17 protein-coding genes and 1 pseudogene are annotated in these 15,425 nt (G+C 53.9%); 6 read left to right on the top strand and 12 right to left on the bottom strand.

The window, feature by feature from the left end; all coding sequences use genetic code 11:
* Positions 1-16: 16 nt before the first annotated feature.
* Together H1Y61_RS11835 and H1Y61_RS11830 are read right to left on the bottom strand one after the other, a co-directional pair.
* Positions 17-2,431: a glycosyltransferase family 2 protein gene (locus tag H1Y61_RS11835; RefSeq protein ID WP_180572730.1), complete on the bottom strand. Its 2,415-nt coding sequence runs from the start codon at positions 2,429-2,431 to the stop codon at positions 17-19.
* Positions 2,432-3,048: 617 nt separating this feature from the next.
* Positions 3,049-3,999, bottom strand: coding sequence for an IS481 family transposase (locus tag H1Y61_RS11830; RefSeq protein WP_180572729.1), 951 nt, complete (start codon positions 3,997-3,999; stop codon positions 3,049-3,051).
* Positions 4,000-4,134: 135 nt separating this feature from the next.
* Between H1Y61_RS11830 and H1Y61_RS11825 the strand changes: the two are divergent.
* A pseudogene (locus H1Y61_RS11825) lies at positions 4,135-4,395 on the top strand (transposase); the annotation flags it as partial.
* A 45-nt stretch (positions 4,396-4,440) separates the two neighbouring features.
* Here the strand turns inward: H1Y61_RS11825 and H1Y61_RS27015 are convergent.
* From H1Y61_RS27015 to H1Y61_RS11790, 7 genes are all read right to left on the bottom strand, one after another.
* Complete coding sequence (locus H1Y61_RS27015; RefSeq protein ID WP_322277743.1) at positions 4,441-4,746, bottom strand: hypothetical protein; 306 nt, start codon at positions 4,744-4,746, stop codon at positions 4,441-4,443.
* Positions 4,746-6,311, bottom strand: coding sequence for an IS66 family transposase (gene tnpC / locus H1Y61_RS11815; RefSeq protein WP_180572728.1), 1,566 nt, complete (start codon positions 6,309-6,311; stop codon positions 4,746-4,748). The genes H1Y61_RS27015 and tnpC overlap by 1 nt, the downstream gene beginning before the upstream one ends.
* A gap of 72 nt (positions 6,312-6,383) precedes the next feature.
* Complete coding sequence (tnpB, locus tag H1Y61_RS11810) at positions 6,384-6,731, bottom strand: IS66 family insertion sequence element accessory protein TnpB (protein ID WP_012478058.1); 348 nt, start codon at positions 6,729-6,731, stop codon at positions 6,384-6,386.
* Positions 6,728-7,090, bottom strand: a complete 363-nt coding sequence (gene tnpA, locus H1Y61_RS11805; RefSeq protein ID WP_180572727.1) for an IS66-like element accessory protein TnpA — start codon at positions 7,088-7,090, stop codon at positions 6,728-6,730. The genes tnpB and tnpA overlap by 4 nt, the downstream gene beginning before the upstream one ends.
* A 426-nt stretch (positions 7,091-7,516) precedes the next feature.
* Positions 7,517-8,224, bottom strand: a complete 708-nt coding sequence (locus H1Y61_RS11800) for a retropepsin-like aspartic protease family protein (RefSeq protein WP_180572726.1) — start codon at positions 8,222-8,224, stop codon at positions 7,517-7,519.
* Positions 8,225-8,227: 3 nt separating this feature from the next.
* A complete protein-coding gene (locus tag H1Y61_RS11795; protein ID WP_180572725.1) occupies positions 8,228-8,425 on the bottom strand; it encodes a DUF1289 domain-containing protein in 198 nt (65 codons plus the stop codon).
* A gap of 9 nt (positions 8,426-8,434) precedes the next feature.
* Positions 8,435-9,214: an adenosylcobinamide-GDP ribazoletransferase gene (locus tag H1Y61_RS11790; protein WP_180572724.1), complete on the bottom strand. Its 780-nt coding sequence runs from the start codon at positions 9,212-9,214 to the stop codon at positions 8,435-8,437.
* Between the two features lie 313 nt (positions 9,215-9,527).
* Between H1Y61_RS11790 and cobT the strand changes: the two genes are divergently transcribed.
* From cobT to H1Y61_RS11765, 5 genes are all read left to right on the top strand, one after another.
* On the top strand, positions 9,528-10,550 hold the full coding sequence (cobT, locus tag H1Y61_RS11785) for a nicotinate-nucleotide--dimethylbenzimidazole phosphoribosyltransferase (RefSeq protein WP_180572723.1): 1,023 nt from the start codon (positions 9,528-9,530) through the stop codon (positions 10,548-10,550).
* 43 nt (positions 10,551-10,593) lie between these two features.
* Positions 10,594-10,983 (top strand): diacylglycerol kinase, encoded by a 390-nt coding sequence (locus tag H1Y61_RS11780; protein ID WP_180574495.1) that lies wholly within the window; start codon positions 10,594-10,596, stop codon positions 10,981-10,983.
* Positions 10,984-11,015: 32 nt separating this feature from the next.
* Complete coding sequence (locus tag H1Y61_RS11775; protein ID WP_015915860.1) at positions 11,016-11,258, top strand: hypothetical protein; 243 nt, start codon at positions 11,016-11,018, stop codon at positions 11,256-11,258.
* A gap of 269 nt (positions 11,259-11,527) precedes the next feature.
* Positions 11,528-11,863: a hypothetical protein gene (locus H1Y61_RS11770; protein ID WP_180572722.1), complete on the top strand. Its 336-nt coding sequence runs from the start codon at positions 11,528-11,530 to the stop codon at positions 11,861-11,863.
* A 151-nt stretch (positions 11,864-12,014) separates the two neighbouring features.
* On the top strand, positions 12,015-13,448 hold the full coding sequence (locus H1Y61_RS11765; protein WP_174110670.1) for a carbohydrate porin: 1,434 nt from the start codon (positions 12,015-12,017) through the stop codon (positions 13,446-13,448).
* 53 nt (positions 13,449-13,501) lie between these two features.
* Here H1Y61_RS11765 and H1Y61_RS11760 read toward each other — a convergent pair whose 3' ends face one another.
* The 3 genes from H1Y61_RS11760 to H1Y61_RS11750 are packed head-to-tail and all read right to left on the bottom strand — an operon-like array spanning position 13,502 to position 15,361.
* Positions 13,502-14,089, bottom strand: coding sequence for a BON domain-containing protein (locus tag H1Y61_RS11760; RefSeq protein WP_174110671.1), 588 nt, complete (start codon positions 14,087-14,089; stop codon positions 13,502-13,504).
* A 27-nt stretch (positions 14,090-14,116) separates the two neighbouring features.
* Positions 14,117-14,617: a peptide deformylase gene (locus tag H1Y61_RS11755; RefSeq protein WP_180572721.1), complete on the bottom strand. Its 501-nt coding sequence runs from the start codon at positions 14,615-14,617 to the stop codon at positions 14,117-14,119.
* An 18-nt stretch (positions 14,618-14,635) separates the two neighbouring features.
* Positions 14,636-15,361 (bottom strand): Crp/Fnr family transcriptional regulator, encoded by a 726-nt coding sequence (locus H1Y61_RS11750; protein WP_156535114.1) that lies wholly within the window; start codon positions 15,359-15,361, stop codon positions 14,636-14,638.
* Between the last annotated feature and the right edge of the window lie 64 nt (positions 15,362-15,425).

Raw genomic sequence — 15,425 nt, 5'->3', positions numbered from 1 at the left:
CATCGCGGGTTTTATTTCAAAACTGTCTCCATTTTGTTGACAAATCGAATTGTATGTCTACCGGATGAAGGTTCACGTTGTAGTATGGGTCACGCTGGAAGAAATACGGATGCTTACAATCAAGGTTGTGCTTCTCTTGCTTTAATCTCTCCAATTTCTCCGGTTTCTCGTGGTCATTGCCGCGAGAAACAGATTCATGGTGTATGACCTGAACAAACGGGAGGTTGACATTGTGCCAGCCAGCCTTTGTTAATCGGTAGCACAAATCAACATCGTTGTAGGCGACCGGGAAGTTTTCATCAAAACCTCCTACATGCCAGAATTTGGATTTCTCGATCGCCGTCAAAGCGCCGGTGACGGCGATCCAGTTATATGGCAGCACTGCGCGACCAAAATAACCAGGAAATTTGGGGTCCTGCCTTAAGAAAGCATGACTGGGTCCTGGATGTATATTCAATACGCCATTATGTTGTATCGAGTTTTCTGAGCCATATATAAGCTTTGCACCTACGGCTCCGGTGTGCTCCACTTGCGCTTGGCCAACTAGAGGTTCTAGCCAATTATTGTTTAGTACTTCCGTATCATCGTTCAGAAATATATAAACATCACCGGTAGCTTTGGATGCTCCAAGATTGCAAAGTTCGGAAAAATTGAAAGGTTTGTCGTGTATCAATACAGTTACTACGTCGTTCTTTCTTAAGTCGTCAAGATAGTTAAGTGTTGTCTCTTCTGATGAGCCATTGTCTATTATGATTATCTCATATTTCTTATAAATAGTATTGTCCATGATACTAGATATGCATTTTGAAATATACCTGAAGTTGTTTTTTGTGGGTATAATAATAGACACTCGTGTACCAGGCTTGGGGCTGTAAACTGGCGCATAATGATTGGGGAGGTCTTCCACAGGCTGCATTAGTGCCAAATGATTTCTTCTTCGAAGAGCATTGTTCCGTGCCGTTCTTCCTCTTTCGACGGCTTTGGGTTTCGCATTTAGATCTGCAGCTGTAGAATTTGGAATTATCCGCCAATGGTAGAGAACTTTCGCGATGTGCTCAATTCTTGAAGCCTTCTCGGTCACCTTTAGAATGAAATCCCAGTCTTGGGCACCATCTAATGCGGAATCAAGCGGTCCAACGCTAATCGCCAATGAACGTTTCACGCATGAAACGTGGCAGGTGTACATTGTTGCCATCAGCGTGTCGGGCGACCAATCTGGCTTGAAGAACGGCTGTACGAAATTACCGTGTTCGTCAATTTTGTCTTCATCAGAGTAAATAAAGTCTGCTTTTGTTTCGTGAATTCGTTTGGCTAACTCGTATAAGCAATCGCTGGTGAGCTCGTCATCATGGTCGAGGAACACCAAATAGTTCCCGTTCGCTGCGGAGATTGCGAAATTCGTTGCTCCAGCAATTCCACTATTTGATGGTGTGTCAATTACACGTACACGTGAATCCTTTTTGCTAAGTCGCTCTAAGTCAGCAGTCACGTGCGCGTCGGTGCTCCGATCGTTTACGAATATTAGTTCCCAGTTGCCGTACCACTGAGAGTTGACGCTTTCATATGCTTTATCCAATAGTCCTTCGGGGGTGTTGTATACAGGAACAACAACGCTGAATTTTGTGGCGTCCGAATGGGCTTGCATAAACTGCTTCACTGAATGGCTAGGGCGGAGAGGAATATATGTGTAAGGGGCGCGCTCGGGTGAAATAAAGTATGCGTTTTTTTCAGCGTTGAGGTTAATGTATCTGTCTGGGCGCGAGTTTGCTGGCGGCTGCCACGCTTGGCCTTCTTTAATGCCGTAATATACGTAATGCTTTATTGCAGAAATGTTTGCCGCGGCTACGTCTGGCCGAAGCTTTAGGTACCATTCTGAATCAAACATACCGTTTGGCATCCGGCCTTCGTTGATCCCGTGCGTCAAGAAGTGAAGAAGGGGGTTGACACCACTTTCCTTTACATCAGGATTTTTGTCGAGATACCAACCGCCATCGAAGAACGAATGGGGCTTACGGTTCTCCTTTGACCCAAATTTCATGTAGTGAGTCAGGGGAGAAATTGCGTTCTGCTTAACGTCTGGGTAAGATTCGAGATAATAACGCGTTGAAAACAGTACGTTCGGATCGCGACCTTCTTTTTCACCGTGTTTCTTGAAGTGAAACCAAGGATTGAGGCCAGAAAACTCCACATCAGAGTAATTTTTTTTATACCATTTTTTGTCAAATAGATGAGGTGCCGGACCAAATCTGATTGTGTCCACACAAAAAATAATTGGCTTTTTCAAGATATCAAGTATATTTCTTTCCAATCTTGATTTTAAGATGGATAAATTATTTTGATTTTCTTCAAGCCTTGACCGAAGATTTTCAATTTCTTTTTTATTTTTTTCAAATTCTGCAAGAATATATTCGATCTTCTCTTCTTTTTTCATCTGGCTTCCGATTTTACTGTTGTCTTGCAGTGATGCTGAGTTAATTCTGGGCTCAATTATTAATGAGCTGTTTCGAGCTTCATTTCAATATGATCTTCTCGCCAAGCGAGGACGTTAGTTGAGGCTGATCGATTCGATTCTTTTCGGCTACAACGCAATCTTGTTTACAATGTGAGGGGGGCTTTTTTGACTGGGCAAAGAAGATGGATCGGTTTTAAACAGCAATTTCTACCATGCGGTTGAGGCGCGGGCTGTTGATGGATGTCTGGCGGAGGTCAGATAATCCGTCAGTTCCATCGCTTGCGGACAGTGTCAGCTTTCATCATTTTAATGTGTGGTGAATATTTATTCTAGATAAAAAAATAGAAATTTTCCGATAACGTGAATATCGTCGGCGTTTTGTGGATGCTAATGCGTGGGACACCGAGTTTCTAAGTTATTGTTTTTTTTAGATACGAGCATCTTTTACGTGGGACATCAATCGTAATGATTCCAACACCTTTACAGCATATTGCACTCGTCTCGACCGCACCAAGAACCCGGCTTTAGGCCGGGTTTTTCTTTTTTTACGTCAATAGTTTGTTTTTAAATCGTGCCTCATCCCAGAGGCAGGTCACTTAGGTGTTTAGTCCCGGCATTTGATGGATCGGATCAATGATGAAACGATCCGGCTCCAAAGTCCATCGTTTACAAATGAATTCGTAGGGCGTGAGGCCTTTTAGGGTCTTGAGCCTTCGCCCGAAATTATAGGCATCAATGAAGTCGGCGAGATGCCTTTTGAGTTGGTCGTGATCGTCGTAGTAGAAACGCTTGACGGTCGCTTCCTTGATCGTCCGGTTCATCCGCTCGACCTGCCCATTGGTCCATGGGTGCTTCAGCTTGGTCAGACGATGCTCAATGCCGTTCTCGTCACAGACCCGGTCGAAGATGTGATGGAAGGCGTAGAGATCGCAGGCCCGATTGGTGAACTGAATGCCGTTGTCCGTCAGAACCGTATGGATGGCATAGGGCACAGCCTTGACCAGATTGCGCAGGAATTGGGCTGCATTCATCTTTCCGGCTTTGGCGTAAAGCTCGACGAAGGCAAACTTGGACGTTCTATCAATGGCCACAAACAGATAGAGCTTGCCCTCAGCGGTCTGGACTTCAGCGATATCGATGTGAAAGTAGCCAATGGGGTAACTCTTGAACTTCTTTTTTGGCTCCTTGTCGCCCTCGACTTCCGGCAGTCGTGAAATGTCATGGCGCTGTAGGCATCGATGTAAGGACGAGCGCGTCAGATGCGGGATTGTTGGCTGAAGGGCATAAAGGCAATCATCCAAAGGTAGAAGCGTGTGCCTGCGGAAGGCGACAATCACGGCCTCCTCCTCGAGGCTCAAGACTGTCGAATGCGGTTCCTTCGGCCCGGTCGCCAAATCGGCAACCGATGTGCGCTTCTTCCACTTGGCAACGGTCTTCGGGTTGATCCCATACCGCTTTGAGAGCGCTCTCAGGCTCTCTTGACTATTTTGTATTGCTCGACGGATTGCCTCTGTCGTTGTGGCGCGACCGTGTAGAACCTGGCCCATAGTGCTTCCTTCCATTCGAGGGAAAATAATGCACCATTAAAGTCCGGGATCAAACACTTAGGCCGCACACTCATAAACCGGGTTTGCAAATCGGCCTGATTTTGATTCACTGAGGCCTTGATTTGGAGGCCTCTCATGACCCGTCGCCGGTTTGATCTCACCGATTTCGAATGGACTGTCATCCAGCCCTTGTTGCCCAACAAGCCGCGTGGGGTGCCACGTGTTGACGACCGGCGTGTGATCAACGGCATCTTGTGGCGGTTTCGGACAGGCTCACCCTGGGTAGACGTTCCTGATCGATATGGCCCATATACAACCTGCTACAACCGGTTCGTGCGATGGCGAAAGGCGGGTGTCTGGGATCATGTTCTGGGCGAGATTTCCAAGGCTTTCGACGTGAGCGTCCGGTGAGCGGATTTTCGCGCGTTCGATTGTCCGAATCTACAGGCCGCGTTTCATCTCATCGGCCATGACGCGGTCGATTATTTCAGGATCGCACTGTGTGTCGATGAGGAACTCGCGGATACCGCCCTCCCAAGTCCTGATGTCGGCAAGTAGGCTTTGAAGTTCGTCGATGCCATTCTCGGTCAGACCCTTCGTGCCATCTTCACTGCCATCGCTGACGTAAACCAGTTCGCCCTCGGAGAGGTTGTCCGAGTTTGCGGTCACTTCTTCGATCAGTTCGAGGTTCTCGCCGATCATGCCGGCGACTTGGCTGAGTGTGTAGATGAACCTCGAGCGGGCCATCAGGCGGCCTCGCATCGAGCGTTTGCTGGTGTCCAGTTCCAGGGCAGCAGGTCTTCAATTCGATCTTTGGGGTGATCCTGGATCCGGGTCAGGACATCTGTCAGATAGACCTCCGGATTATGGCCTTGCAGTTTGACCGTCTCGATGATGGTCAGAATGTTGGCGATGCGCTCACCGCCCTTATCCGAGCCGGCAAACAGCCAGTTTTTCCTTCCGATTCCGAGCGGACGCATGGCTCGTTCAGCGATGTTGTTGTCAATCTCGACCCGGCCATCGTCGATGTAAACGCTCAAGGCTGCCCATCGAGAGAGGGCATATCGCATTGCCTCGGCCAGCTTCTGCTTCTGCGGCAAAGTTGAGAGCGTGGTTTCGATCCAGGCCTTCAGCTCATCCAGAGCGGGCCGGGCATGGTGTTGGCGCAGAGTGCGCCGCTCGTCAGCCGACATGCCTCGGATACGGTTCTCGATATCGTAGAGAGCGCCGATGCGCGACAGCGCTTCCTCCGCGATCGGCGACGGCTTGAGTTTGATCACATCATGGACCTTGCGGCGCACATGCGCCATGCAGGCGGCCTCAACGATCTGGTTGCCGTAGAGCTTCTTGTATCCCCCATAGCCGTCGGCATGCATGACGCCGCTGAAGCTTGCGAGATGGTCAGCGGGATGCGCCCCCTTGCGGTCAGGGCTGTAGTAATAGGCGATGGCTGCGGGAGTGGCGGATTGATAGCCACTGCCGTCGAACACGTAGACCCAGACCCTGCCGGTTTTTGTCTTGCCCCGCCCGGGGTCGAGAACATCGACCGGGGTATCGTCCGTATGGATTCGGTCGAGTGCTGCGATATGGGCCCTGATCAACAAGACGAGTGGTGTCAGCAAAGCGGATACGCGGCCGACCCAGTCGGCCATCACGGATCGGGAGATGTCTATCCCCAACCGGTCGTACATCTCGGACAGGCGGTAGAGGGGGATGTGATCGTCGAATTTGGCGATCATGATATGGGCGAGCAGTCCCGGCCCGGGTTTGCCGCGCTTGATCGGCAAGGTCGGCATCTCGCCAGCCACCGTCGTATCGCACTCCCTGCAGATCATGCGCTTTTCGACATGGCGGACAATCTTGACCGACGCCGGCACGTGCTCCAAGATCTGGATCACCCTGTCGGCGGCCTTCAGGAACGATGTGCCACCACAGGTCGGGCAATTGCAGGGGGCCGCATAGACCAACTCTTCGCTGGGAAGGCCATCGGGCAGTGGTTTGCGCTTCGGCTTGTCCGGCGCGTCGTCCAACTCCGGCAAAGGAGTTTTCCCGGAACGCATTTCAGCCTCGGCACGGGAGGCCTCAATCTCCTCCAGCATCAGTTCGAATTGCTCGATCTTCCGGTCGATCTTTTCCGAGGAAGCGCCATGCTGCCGGTGTCGGAGCAGCTCCAGTTGCGCGCGAAGAAGTCCGATTATGGAGTCACGCTTGATGACCTCGGCTTCCTGGCTCTCAAGTTTCGCCGCCTGTTCCGCGACCAGCGCGCGCAAAGCAGTGAGCTCGTCCTGACTGTCCGGCGGCGCTGTTTCCATACCCGCAAATCTAGCCGATTTGCCGTTGGCATGCCAGTTTTATGCCTCGGATGTCTCTGCAAAATATGGCTTTTATCCTGTTCGACCGGGGGCGGATGTCCACGCCGGGCGGCGCCAATCGATCCCCTCAACGAGCATCGAAAGCTGTGCCTGCGTTAGGTGCGCGACACCTTCTTTCGCCGTCGGCCAAGGAAAGTATCCGCGCTCCAAAATCTTGTAGAACAGGCAGAACCCTTGACCGTCCCACCAGAGAAGCTTGATCCGGTCCGCGCGCTTTCCGCGGAAGCCGAAGATTGCGCCCGAGCCAGGGGCCTCCTTTACGACCGTCTCGACCAGCGCCGATAGGCCATCAATGCCGCGCCGCATATCCGTCACTCCGCAGGCCAGATAGACCCGCACATTTCCCGATGGCCCGATCATGCCGCCTCCACGCAGGCGATCAACGACCCGAGCATCCTAAGCTCTATGTCAGCCGGAACCCTCAAGCACCGACCGTTTCGTAGCGAGATCTCGATGAGCGCTGGCGTCGGTGGCGTGTCAGGTGCCTGGGTAGCGCTTGCCTCCTCGGTGATTTCAACCGGAAGGAACATCGCCGGTTGACCGACATAACTGAATGACTGCCGCCACAAACGGATCTGGGATGGGTAGATATCATGCCGGCGAGCCACATCACCAATGCGAACACCAGGTTGATCCGCTTCCGCCAATATCCTCAGTTTCGCCTCGTCAGACCAGCGCCGCCGACGCTCACTGCCGGACATGATCTCCATGCGAGCCATGCAACCTCTTCGTTCTGGTATTAATGTCAGCACTAATGCTGGTTCTAATGCCAGAACATCCCCCGATTTGCCCGATCGGCAAAATCCGCTCACCGGACGCTCACATCCCAGAGGCAGGTCACTTAGGTATTGAACTGCTCCAGGCGCCAGTTTCCAACATTCGATTTGTGGCTGCAGACTGTGTTGTTTTGGCTTTTGAATAGCTGGGAATAGCGATGATTTCGCAGCGTGGGCATCCTACTTGATGTGACGGTTCGGCGAGAATTATCCAGGTTCAGATTGAACCAAACAGGCACTCATTTCTCATGTTTTGTTTGTCCTTCGGGGAAACCCGGTTTCCACTTTCGTCGGAGAAACTCTCATGCATCAAAAGCGTGAGATATTCGAAAACGGAAGACGAGCTGCCAGCTTCAATGGTTCTTCATATTAGTCCGTGAGGCGCAGTTCGTCGCCGCGGATCTGGATGCTGTCTAGCGTCGAGAGAAAACTCATACCAAGCAGGCTGCCGTCCATTCGGCCCGGCTGGGTAATCAGGGCGCGGACATTTTCCCTGATTACGGGGCCAATGGCCACCTGCCGCAGGCGCAAGGGGGAGGCTAGCGCCTCGCCATTGGCGGTGCTGACGGGAACGCTATAGTTCAAGTCCTCAACATTGATGCCGATTCGCGCGGCATCTTCGGCTCGCAGCACCACGGCGCTGGCTCCGGTATCGATCATCATCGGGATATCGACACCGTTAATGCTGACAGTTGCCGAAAAATGTCCGGAGGAGCCTCTTTGCAAGACGAGTTGGTTCTGGCCATCGCCGGTCGTGGTGACGACGGCACGCCCCGGAACCAGTCCGGCCAGCACCCGGTCGGCGACGGAAGCCGCATCGTTACGGTAGATATAGCCGGTGACGAGGATGAGCGCGATGAGCACCCAGGCGGCGGCAAATCGCAAGTTCTGGCCCAGGTTCTGGCGGCTGGCGACAATGCCTGCCGAAAGCATGAGCGCAAAGGGTAGAAGGGTAACGACACGGGCGAAGTCGTCATTATCCATGCCGAAGCTCTGGCCGCTATCGCGGTTGATGATCAAAACCGCAGTTCCTGCGAGAAGGATGCCGATTACAATGCCAAACCCACCGAGTTTCATGGTCTAATCCTGTTCTACCGGCAGAGACCCTCGCAAGCTCAGCATGATTTCTGTCCGTTGCCGCTCGCTATAGCGCGACCAATTGGCGATATCGTCCAGGCTGCGCCCGCAACCAAGGCAGAAGGCACTGGTCTCGTTCAGAGTGCAGATGCCAATGCAAGGCGAGGTGGCGCAGGGCGAAGAGGCTTGAGCGTTTGTCATGCTGATGTCCTACAAGGCCATGGCGATACTGACCAGGGCGACGATCTCACAAATCTGTTGGGTAGCGCCTATGGTATCGCCAGTCTGGCCGCCTAGCCTCTGCGAGACCAGCCGATTGGACGCGAAGGCCGCCGCGCCACTTGCGACAAGCATGACCGCTAGCGGATGAAAAGAGGTAACCGGCGCGATGGTGACAACCGCGACGGCCAAGCCGAGGAACAGGGCTGTATACAGGGTGTTATCCTCCGGCTTGCCAAGCGATGCGGCGACACCATCGGGTTTTGCAGAGGGCAGGGCATGCCAATGCCAAACCATCAGCGCCCGGCTGACGGCGGCAATGCCGATCATCACCAGCGCAACATTGATGGGAGAGAGGCTGTTGACCAGCGAAGCCAGCGCCGCGACCCGCAGACCCACGCCGAACACCAGGGCCAAAACTCCAAAAGTGCCGACCCGGCTGTCCTTCATGATGTCCAGTGCTTTTTCGCGGCTGGCACCCCCGAGGCCATCGGCTGTGTCGGCAAAACCGTCCTCATGCAGCGCGCCGGTCAGCAGGACTTGCAAACCAATTGCGGCAAAAGCGGCGACCAGACTGCTGGCGCCGAGGCCTAGCATTAAGGCGAGCAACAAGCCCGCCGGGGCGGCAATGACCGCACCGGCCAGCGGAAAGGCGCGGGGCGTGCGGCTCATTTCGCCGGAATGGTTTTGGAAAAATCGCGACGCTATCGGCAGACGACTGAGGAAGCCGAGCGAGCGGGCGAGATCATCGACAAATGCAGTCAGGGTCATCAACGTCGTCCACTCTTTATATCTAAGAATTTGCGCGCGTTTCCTGGAGGGAAACCGTGCCGAATCCGGCTCTTTTCATGGTTTGATATATAGTTTGCCTATTGGTATTTGCCAGCCGCAGCGAAGGCTCGACGGTTGGTTCTATTGGTCGCGTTTTCCGCGAAATCGTATTCTCGTCATGTTTGTGAAAACAGGTAGATCAGGGTTTTTTCGCTCATTGATAAAATTTTGTGCGAATCGATTCCGATTTGGGAATTTATGCATTAAGAAAGGCGCGAAATTCGCCTGAGCAAAAGACAAGAAAGCCTGCCTGATGAGTGTAACCGGCCTGCCGTTTGAGGATTTCCGAGTGCTGCTGCGCGATTTGCCAGGGCCTGACAGCCAGGCGCTTGTGGCCGCCCGCGACCGCGACCGTCAATTGACCAAGCCGCCGGGCTCGCTTGGCCGGTTGGAAGAAATCGCCATGTGGCTTGCCGCCTGGAGTGGCCGTGCGCCAGCGGTGAACCGTCCACTGGTGGCGATCTTTGCTGGCAATCACGGCGTGGCCCGGCATGGTATTACGCCGTTTCCGTCCTCCGTTACCCAGCAGATGGTGGAGAATTTTGCAGCCGGTGGGGCGGCGATCAACCAGATCTGCGTTGCCCATGATCTCGGATTGAAGATTTTCGATCTGGCGCTGGATTATCCGACTGGCGATATTACCGTCGAGCCGGCTCTGTCGGAGCGTGATTGTGCGGCCACCATGGCCTTCGGCATGGAAGCGATCGCCGGTGGCACGGATCTGCTGTGCCTAGGCGAAATGGGGATTGGCAATACGACCATTGCCGCAGCAATCAACCTGGCGCTTTACGGCGGTTCGGCCGAGGACTGGGTCGGGCCTGGCACCGGCTCGCAAGGCGAAATGCTGGAGCGCAAGATTGCTGTGGTCAAGCAGGCGGTTGAGTTTCACCGCGATCACCTTTCTGATCCGCTGGAAGTGATGCGCCGTCTGGGAGGACGCGAAATCGCCGCCATGGCAGGTGCCATTCTTGCAGCGCGAATGGAGCGTATTCCGGTGCTGATCGACGGCTATGTGGCGACGGCTGCCGCTGCCCTGCTGAAAGCTGCTAATCCCTCGGCGCTCGACCATTGCCTGATCGGCCATGTCTCAGCGGAGCCAGGGCATTTGAAGGCGATCGACAAGCTGGGCAAGACGCCGCTTCTGGCGCTTGGCATGCGGCTGGGTGAGGGGACGGGTGCCGCCCTTGCCGCTGGCATCGTCAAGGCGGCTGCGGCATGCCATGCGGGCATGGCGACCTTCGAACAGGCCGGCGTGACCAATGCTGGCACCCATTGAGGCATCTTCTGTTGAAAAGCCTGGTATTGAGACGGCCTCAGACATGAGTTTAGAAGACGATAAACCCGCACCCTTTGAGAAAAAGACCGGGTTTGCCCATCTTTTTGCTGCCACTCGCTATTCCATGCAGGGCGCGCGCCGCTTGTGGCGCGAGGCCGCGTTTCGCCATGAAGTGCTGGCGTTCGGAGCTGGCCTGCTGCTCCTCGCGCTGAGGGGCGCAGCACCCGTCTATTATCTCGGCTTTTTGTTGTTGATGCTGGTGCTTTTTGCCGTCGAGGCTCTAAATACCGCAATCGAAGACGTGATCGACCGGATTTCACCGGAATTTTCGATCGTCGCCCGCAATGCGAAGGATTTAGGATCGTTTGCAGTGTTCTGCCTGTTGGTTGCCAACGGGCTCTATATTGGCTGGGTAATGCTTTTCGCTGGCTGAGCCACTCTACCGAAACAACAAGGAATGAATGAATGAAACGCCTGCTGCGACTGATATTGATCATGGCAATCGCCGCCATCGTGCTCTTCGGCTCGCGTTGGTATACCTATGTCACCAATACGGAGACCCCGTATCAGGAAGTCGGTATTGACATCAACAGCCGCCTGCCGGATCCGTTCAACAAATGGGGCTGCGCCAAGCTGCAAGCCAATTTTAGCACCATGTTGCCGCCTTATGGCTGCCAAAACCCCACCGACCCGAAGCAATGGCGCTAGGGTCCACCCGGTTGCAATTGAACCGGCCTGCTTTAACTCTCTCTATCTTCTGAATTTTTCAACGCTTTCGGGAAACCGGAAGCGCTTTTTTTTGGTGTTTTTCCAGACGGATGTGAGAGGCATGCGCTCACCACGCGTTCCCATAAAATTGGGGGTAAATTGCTCCTGTGTTCGGCAGATAATGGTTACATCGCATGTGTATCCTGCCGTGACTTTTACAGTCCACCGCAAAAGCGTACCGATCGGTATTCAACAAGCAGCGTTGAGCCATGATGGTATTGCGATCTGAACAGGTGGAAATCATCGATGACTGGCATGTCATAGGGATGACGGCGATCTTCCCTGCCAAATTTATTCTGCGCAAAGAGCAACTTTTTACGGAGGAAGATCGGGCTTATGTCACATCTTTTTCGGCATCGCTCCCTTATGCGCTGAAAACCTGTAGCGATATGGCCAAACAACTGCCCTTGAATTTGCCTCTTGTCGTGACGCTGATCTGGCGTCGTTACAGACTTGGGCTGCCCCGGATTTGGATCGCGTGGAACGACAGGGGTCGAGCCTGCAATCGAGATTTGGGCAGCATTTTATGGGGCGGTATTTGGTGAGCTTGTGCCTTTCCCCAATGTTTTGGGGACCAGTGTTTGTAAGGCCGGTGTTTGGAGGAAGACAGGCCTGATCGAACGGCTCGGTCAATTGACTGAGCCGAAGCGCGCGGTAGGAGGCCGCGCGCTCCATCTATCAGAGGAGGAGGATGCCTTGAAGCAGGGAAAGAGGACGTGTGCGGTCGCCAGTCTGGAGACGCAGAGAGGGCTCGAATACAGTATCCATGCAGCAAAACTGTTCTGTACATTGTGGTTCATCGTGCTGTTTGGAATTGCTGTCCCAGTGGCGGCCCAGCCTGCTTTGGTTGCCGATGTGCCTTCATCTGCCCTGGGAAATCTTCCCGATCCGGTTTACGAAGGCCCTTTGGCGTCCGTTGGAAAAGCTCTGCATGATAACGGAATTGACCTCAGGTTGGACTATTTCAACATTTACCAGAGTTCCCCGACATATGGATTTAGCTCGACGGCTTATGGCGGGTTAATCTTTGATGCGACTGGTCATCTGTCGCCTGATTTTCGATTAAGGCTGACGGAAACGTTTAATTTTCCGGCTCACAATGTCGGCGGCTACGCGAATGTCTTCGTTGGGCCCGTTCGCGACAAGTCAGACACGGATCTCACCCGCTTAACATTCCAGGCGGATTTTTTCGATGATCGTCTCCTGATCGAGGCTGGCCGGATGGGACTTGTTGAAAATTTCCTGACCAGGGGGTTCTGCGACGGTCCCGCCTGCGTTAACTCCACACAAGGAGCAACACTCCATCTGCCTGAGGCGGGGCTTGCCGTTTGGGGGGCACGGGCGGCATATAAAATGACGCCCAACACAACGGCAGGCTTCGGTATCGTTGAAAACAATACTGACAACTGGCTGGACGGTGATGGTTGGGATTGGGAAAAGGGCAGTACCGATGGGTATATTGCGGTTGCCAACATCATTCATGCAGAGAGTTTCATAGATACCCCTCGTCCTCTAAAATTCGAGATTGGTGCCTATCGCCGCTCGGCCGCTTATAATGATGCACTGTATGATGACGGGCCAGGAAACCCGACATTCAGCTCCGCTTCGCCGACTGTCATCACCCATAAGAATGGCACCAACGGTTTTTATGGGCAGGTGCGTAAAGTCCTCTGGAGTGATCCCAACGGCGGTCCGGTTCCGAAGAATCTGGCGTTCTATGGGGGTGTTTTCCACACGCTCGGCGAAGGCCAGGCCTATCCGTGGGAAGCCTATGCCGGCTTCGAATATTCGGGCTTCCTGCCGGAAAATCCGCTCACCACGATTGGCGCGTCGATCCACTATATCGCCCTCAGCGAGGAGCGCGCGCAATATGAAACAAATGCCCGGCGGGTCATGGCAGGACTTGATCAGCGGCAGTCGAAGGACACGTTCATGTTTGATGTGCATGCAAGAACGGGACTGTTCAACAGGGGGGTTCTCAACGCAGGTGCCGCATATATCGTCAATCCGAACACAATCGTCCCGACTGATTTTTCGTCAAAACAGCAGAAGGATGGCTTTTTCTTTTATGTGGCGCTGGCGTTCGACCTCGGCGGCAGCTTGGGCCTGTCGCCCCGTATAGGGCCGTAAGCCGCTCTTACGATCATGTAAGAGCGCTTTCGACCCTCGCATAACAAGCACCATCAGTCCTCATCGGGCTGATGGGCATCGACCCCCATGGCTTCGATCTCGTTGATGACATGACGAACGCCGGGAACACTAAGTGCCAAACGTGCCGCCATCCGCAGTTCTTCATTGGTATCAACCATGCCGCTCAACGTTGCCGTATGACCATCGACGCTGATTTCGATGTTGTCGAGCACCATGTCATCAACTGCCTCGAACCGCTCGGCAATACGGCTTTCAATGTCATCGCTGTCTTCACGACCGATGGTCGCGGGGCTCAAACTATCCTTTAACGCCTCTTCTTTTCCAGAAGCATCGACGTCCTCAATACGGTATCCACCATTGGTATCACGGTCGAAATTGCCAGCGGTTTCTCCGTAAGCACGATTTTCCGGCGCGTCCGAGGCTGCTGCCGGTGTATCGGAATAAGGCCAGCCGTCGTTGATATCGCGCTCTTCCAGGTCCCGCAATTCGTCTTCGGTGGATGCAGCGTTTCCATGCTTGGCATAAATCATCACACGTTCTCCTGGTTTTTTCTTTTGGATAAACGTTTCAGGATTGATTTGGTTCATATCATCCCCGGTAGGCTGGGGAGTGCAGGCCATCCGAGTGTCATGCGCCGCATGTGACGATCATGTTTGGGACAATGCGGCCTTTTGCCATTTCTTAAGCAACCGATCGCGTTTCAGGCGGGAAAGCCGTTGGATCCAGAACAGGCCGTCGAGCTGATCGATTTCATGCTGCATGCAGATGGCGGCGAAGTCTTGAAGCTCTTCCTCGCGAACCGTGCCGTCCAGCGACTGGTAGCGAAGGGTGATCTGGCGCGGTCGTGTCACGATCTCGGTTACGCCCGGCATGCAGACGCTCCCTTCATCATGCTCCAGAGTGTTTTGAGAAAAGGAGAGGATTTCAGGATTGACGTAATCACGTCGTCCACCCAATCCGGGCAGATCGAGGATGACCAGCCGCATCAGCTCGCCAACATGCGCAGCGGTAATGCCGACGCCGGGTGCGGCGCGCATTGCATCGTATAATGCATCGGCAAAACTGATCAGGTTATCGTCAAACGCCGTCACGGTCTGGCAAGGTTTCGCCAGCAGTGGATGAGGGTAGCGCAGGATTTTCAGGGCCATGACAGAACGATAGGCGGCTCAATCGGAGCCAGCCGCCTCGCGCAGCTTGCGACGGTCGGGTACAATAACATGGCGGTTGTTCTCGATGACGATAATGCCCTCCTTGCGCAGTTTGGTCATCTGCCGGCTGACGGTTTCAATGGTCAGGCCGAGGAAATCGGCAATATCGGCGCGCGACAGCGGCAGGTCGAAGCTTTTGCTGAACGGCTGCATCGGGTCGATATGGGTGGCGATCAGATGGAGAAAGCTTGCCACTTTTTCCTGCGCCGTTTTGCGGCCCAGCGTCAGCATCCATTCGCGGGCTTCATCCAGCTCCTTCAGGGATTGTTCGTGCAGCTTACGCTCGAAATCCGGGGCATCGGCCACCAGTCGGTCGATGACAGCACGGGGAAAAGCGCAGATTTCCGCGTCGGTCGCAGCCTCAGCTGTCAAACTGCTTTCCTTCAGGAAGGGGCGCCCCATGAAATCCGGGGCAAATTGCAGGCCAACGATCTGTTGGCGGCCATCCGCCATCATTTTCGACAGCTTGACCACGCCCTTGACGATATTGCTATAGCTGGAGATCTGCTCTCCCTGGCCGATCACTTCGCCGCCCGCTTCGATATGGCGCTTTGTCGAGATACGGTTGAGCTCGATCAATTGAAGAATCGAAAGGGAGGCGCATACTCCTCCATGCCTGGCTTCGCATTCACTGCAAACAGCAGGCGTTTCCGCGCCGCTGGTGCTGCTTTTAAGACTATGCATGTCCATTGTCTGCCCCATACATGTGAAGTCGCGCGTACACGTAGCGTCGCGCGTGCTTGTGACG

It is taken from the genome of Agrobacterium vitis, assembly GCF_013426735.1.
Lineage (GTDB): Bacteria > Pseudomonadota > Alphaproteobacteria > Rhizobiales > Rhizobiaceae > Allorhizobium > Allorhizobium vitis_D.
Note: the sequence above shows the minus strand (reverse complement) of the source record. Positions and strands in the feature narration are given on the sequence as shown.

What these genes read in the sequence shown, in the direction of transcription:
- H1Y61_RS11835 (WP_180572730.1), bottom strand. Translation starts at nt 2,431, where the DNA reads ATGAAAAAAGAAGAGAAGATCGAATATATTCTTGCAGAATTTGAAAAA.
- H1Y61_RS11830 (WP_180572729.1), bottom strand. Translation starts at nt 3,999, where the DNA reads ATGGGCCAGGTTCTACACGGTCGCGCCACAACGACAGAGGCAATCCGT.
- H1Y61_RS27015 (WP_322277743.1), bottom strand. Translation starts at nt 4,746, where the DNA reads ATGGCCCGCTCGAGGTTCATCTACACACTCAGCCAAGTCGCCGGCATG.
- tnpC (WP_180572728.1), bottom strand. Translation starts at nt 6,311, where the DNA reads ATGGAAACAGCGCCGCCGGACAGTCAGGACGAGCTCACTGCTTTGCGC.
- tnpB (WP_012478058.1), bottom strand. Translation starts at nt 6,731, where the DNA reads ATGATCGGGCCATCGGGAAATGTGCGGGTCTATCTGGCCTGCGGAGTG.
- tnpA (WP_180572727.1), bottom strand. Translation starts at nt 7,090, where the DNA reads ATGGCTCGCATGGAGATCATGTCCGGCAGTGAGCGTCGGCGGCGCTGG.
- H1Y61_RS11800 (WP_180572726.1), bottom strand. Translation starts at nt 8,224, where the DNA reads ATGAAACTCGGTGGGTTTGGCATTGTAATCGGCATCCTTCTCGCAGGA.
- H1Y61_RS11795 (WP_180572725.1), bottom strand. Translation starts at nt 8,425, where the DNA reads ATGACAAACGCTCAAGCCTCTTCGCCCTGCGCCACCTCGCCTTGCATT.
- H1Y61_RS11790 (WP_180572724.1), bottom strand. Translation starts at nt 9,214, where the DNA reads ATGACCCTGACTGCATTTGTCGATGATCTCGCCCGCTCGCTCGGCTTC.
- cobT (WP_180572723.1), top strand. Translation starts at nt 9,528, where the DNA reads ATGAGTGTAACCGGCCTGCCGTTTGAGGATTTCCGAGTGCTGCTGCGC.
- H1Y61_RS11780 (WP_180574495.1), top strand. Translation starts at nt 10,594, where the DNA reads ATGAGTTTAGAAGACGATAAACCCGCACCCTTTGAGAAAAAGACCGGG.
- H1Y61_RS11775 (WP_015915860.1), top strand. Translation starts at nt 11,016, where the DNA reads ATGAAACGCCTGCTGCGACTGATATTGATCATGGCAATCGCCGCCATC.
- H1Y61_RS11770 (WP_180572722.1), top strand. Translation starts at nt 11,528, where the DNA reads ATGATGGTATTGCGATCTGAACAGGTGGAAATCATCGATGACTGGCAT.
- H1Y61_RS11760 (WP_174110671.1), bottom strand. Translation starts at nt 14,089, where the DNA reads ATGGCCTGCACTCCCCAGCCTACCGGGGATGATATGAACCAAATCAAT.
- H1Y61_RS11755 (WP_180572721.1), bottom strand. Translation starts at nt 14,617, where the DNA reads ATGGCCCTGAAAATCCTGCGCTACCCTCATCCACTGCTGGCGAAACCT.
- H1Y61_RS11750 (WP_156535114.1), bottom strand. Translation starts at nt 15,361, where the DNA reads ATGCATAGTCTTAAAAGCAGCACCAGCGGCGCGGAAACGCCTGCTGTT.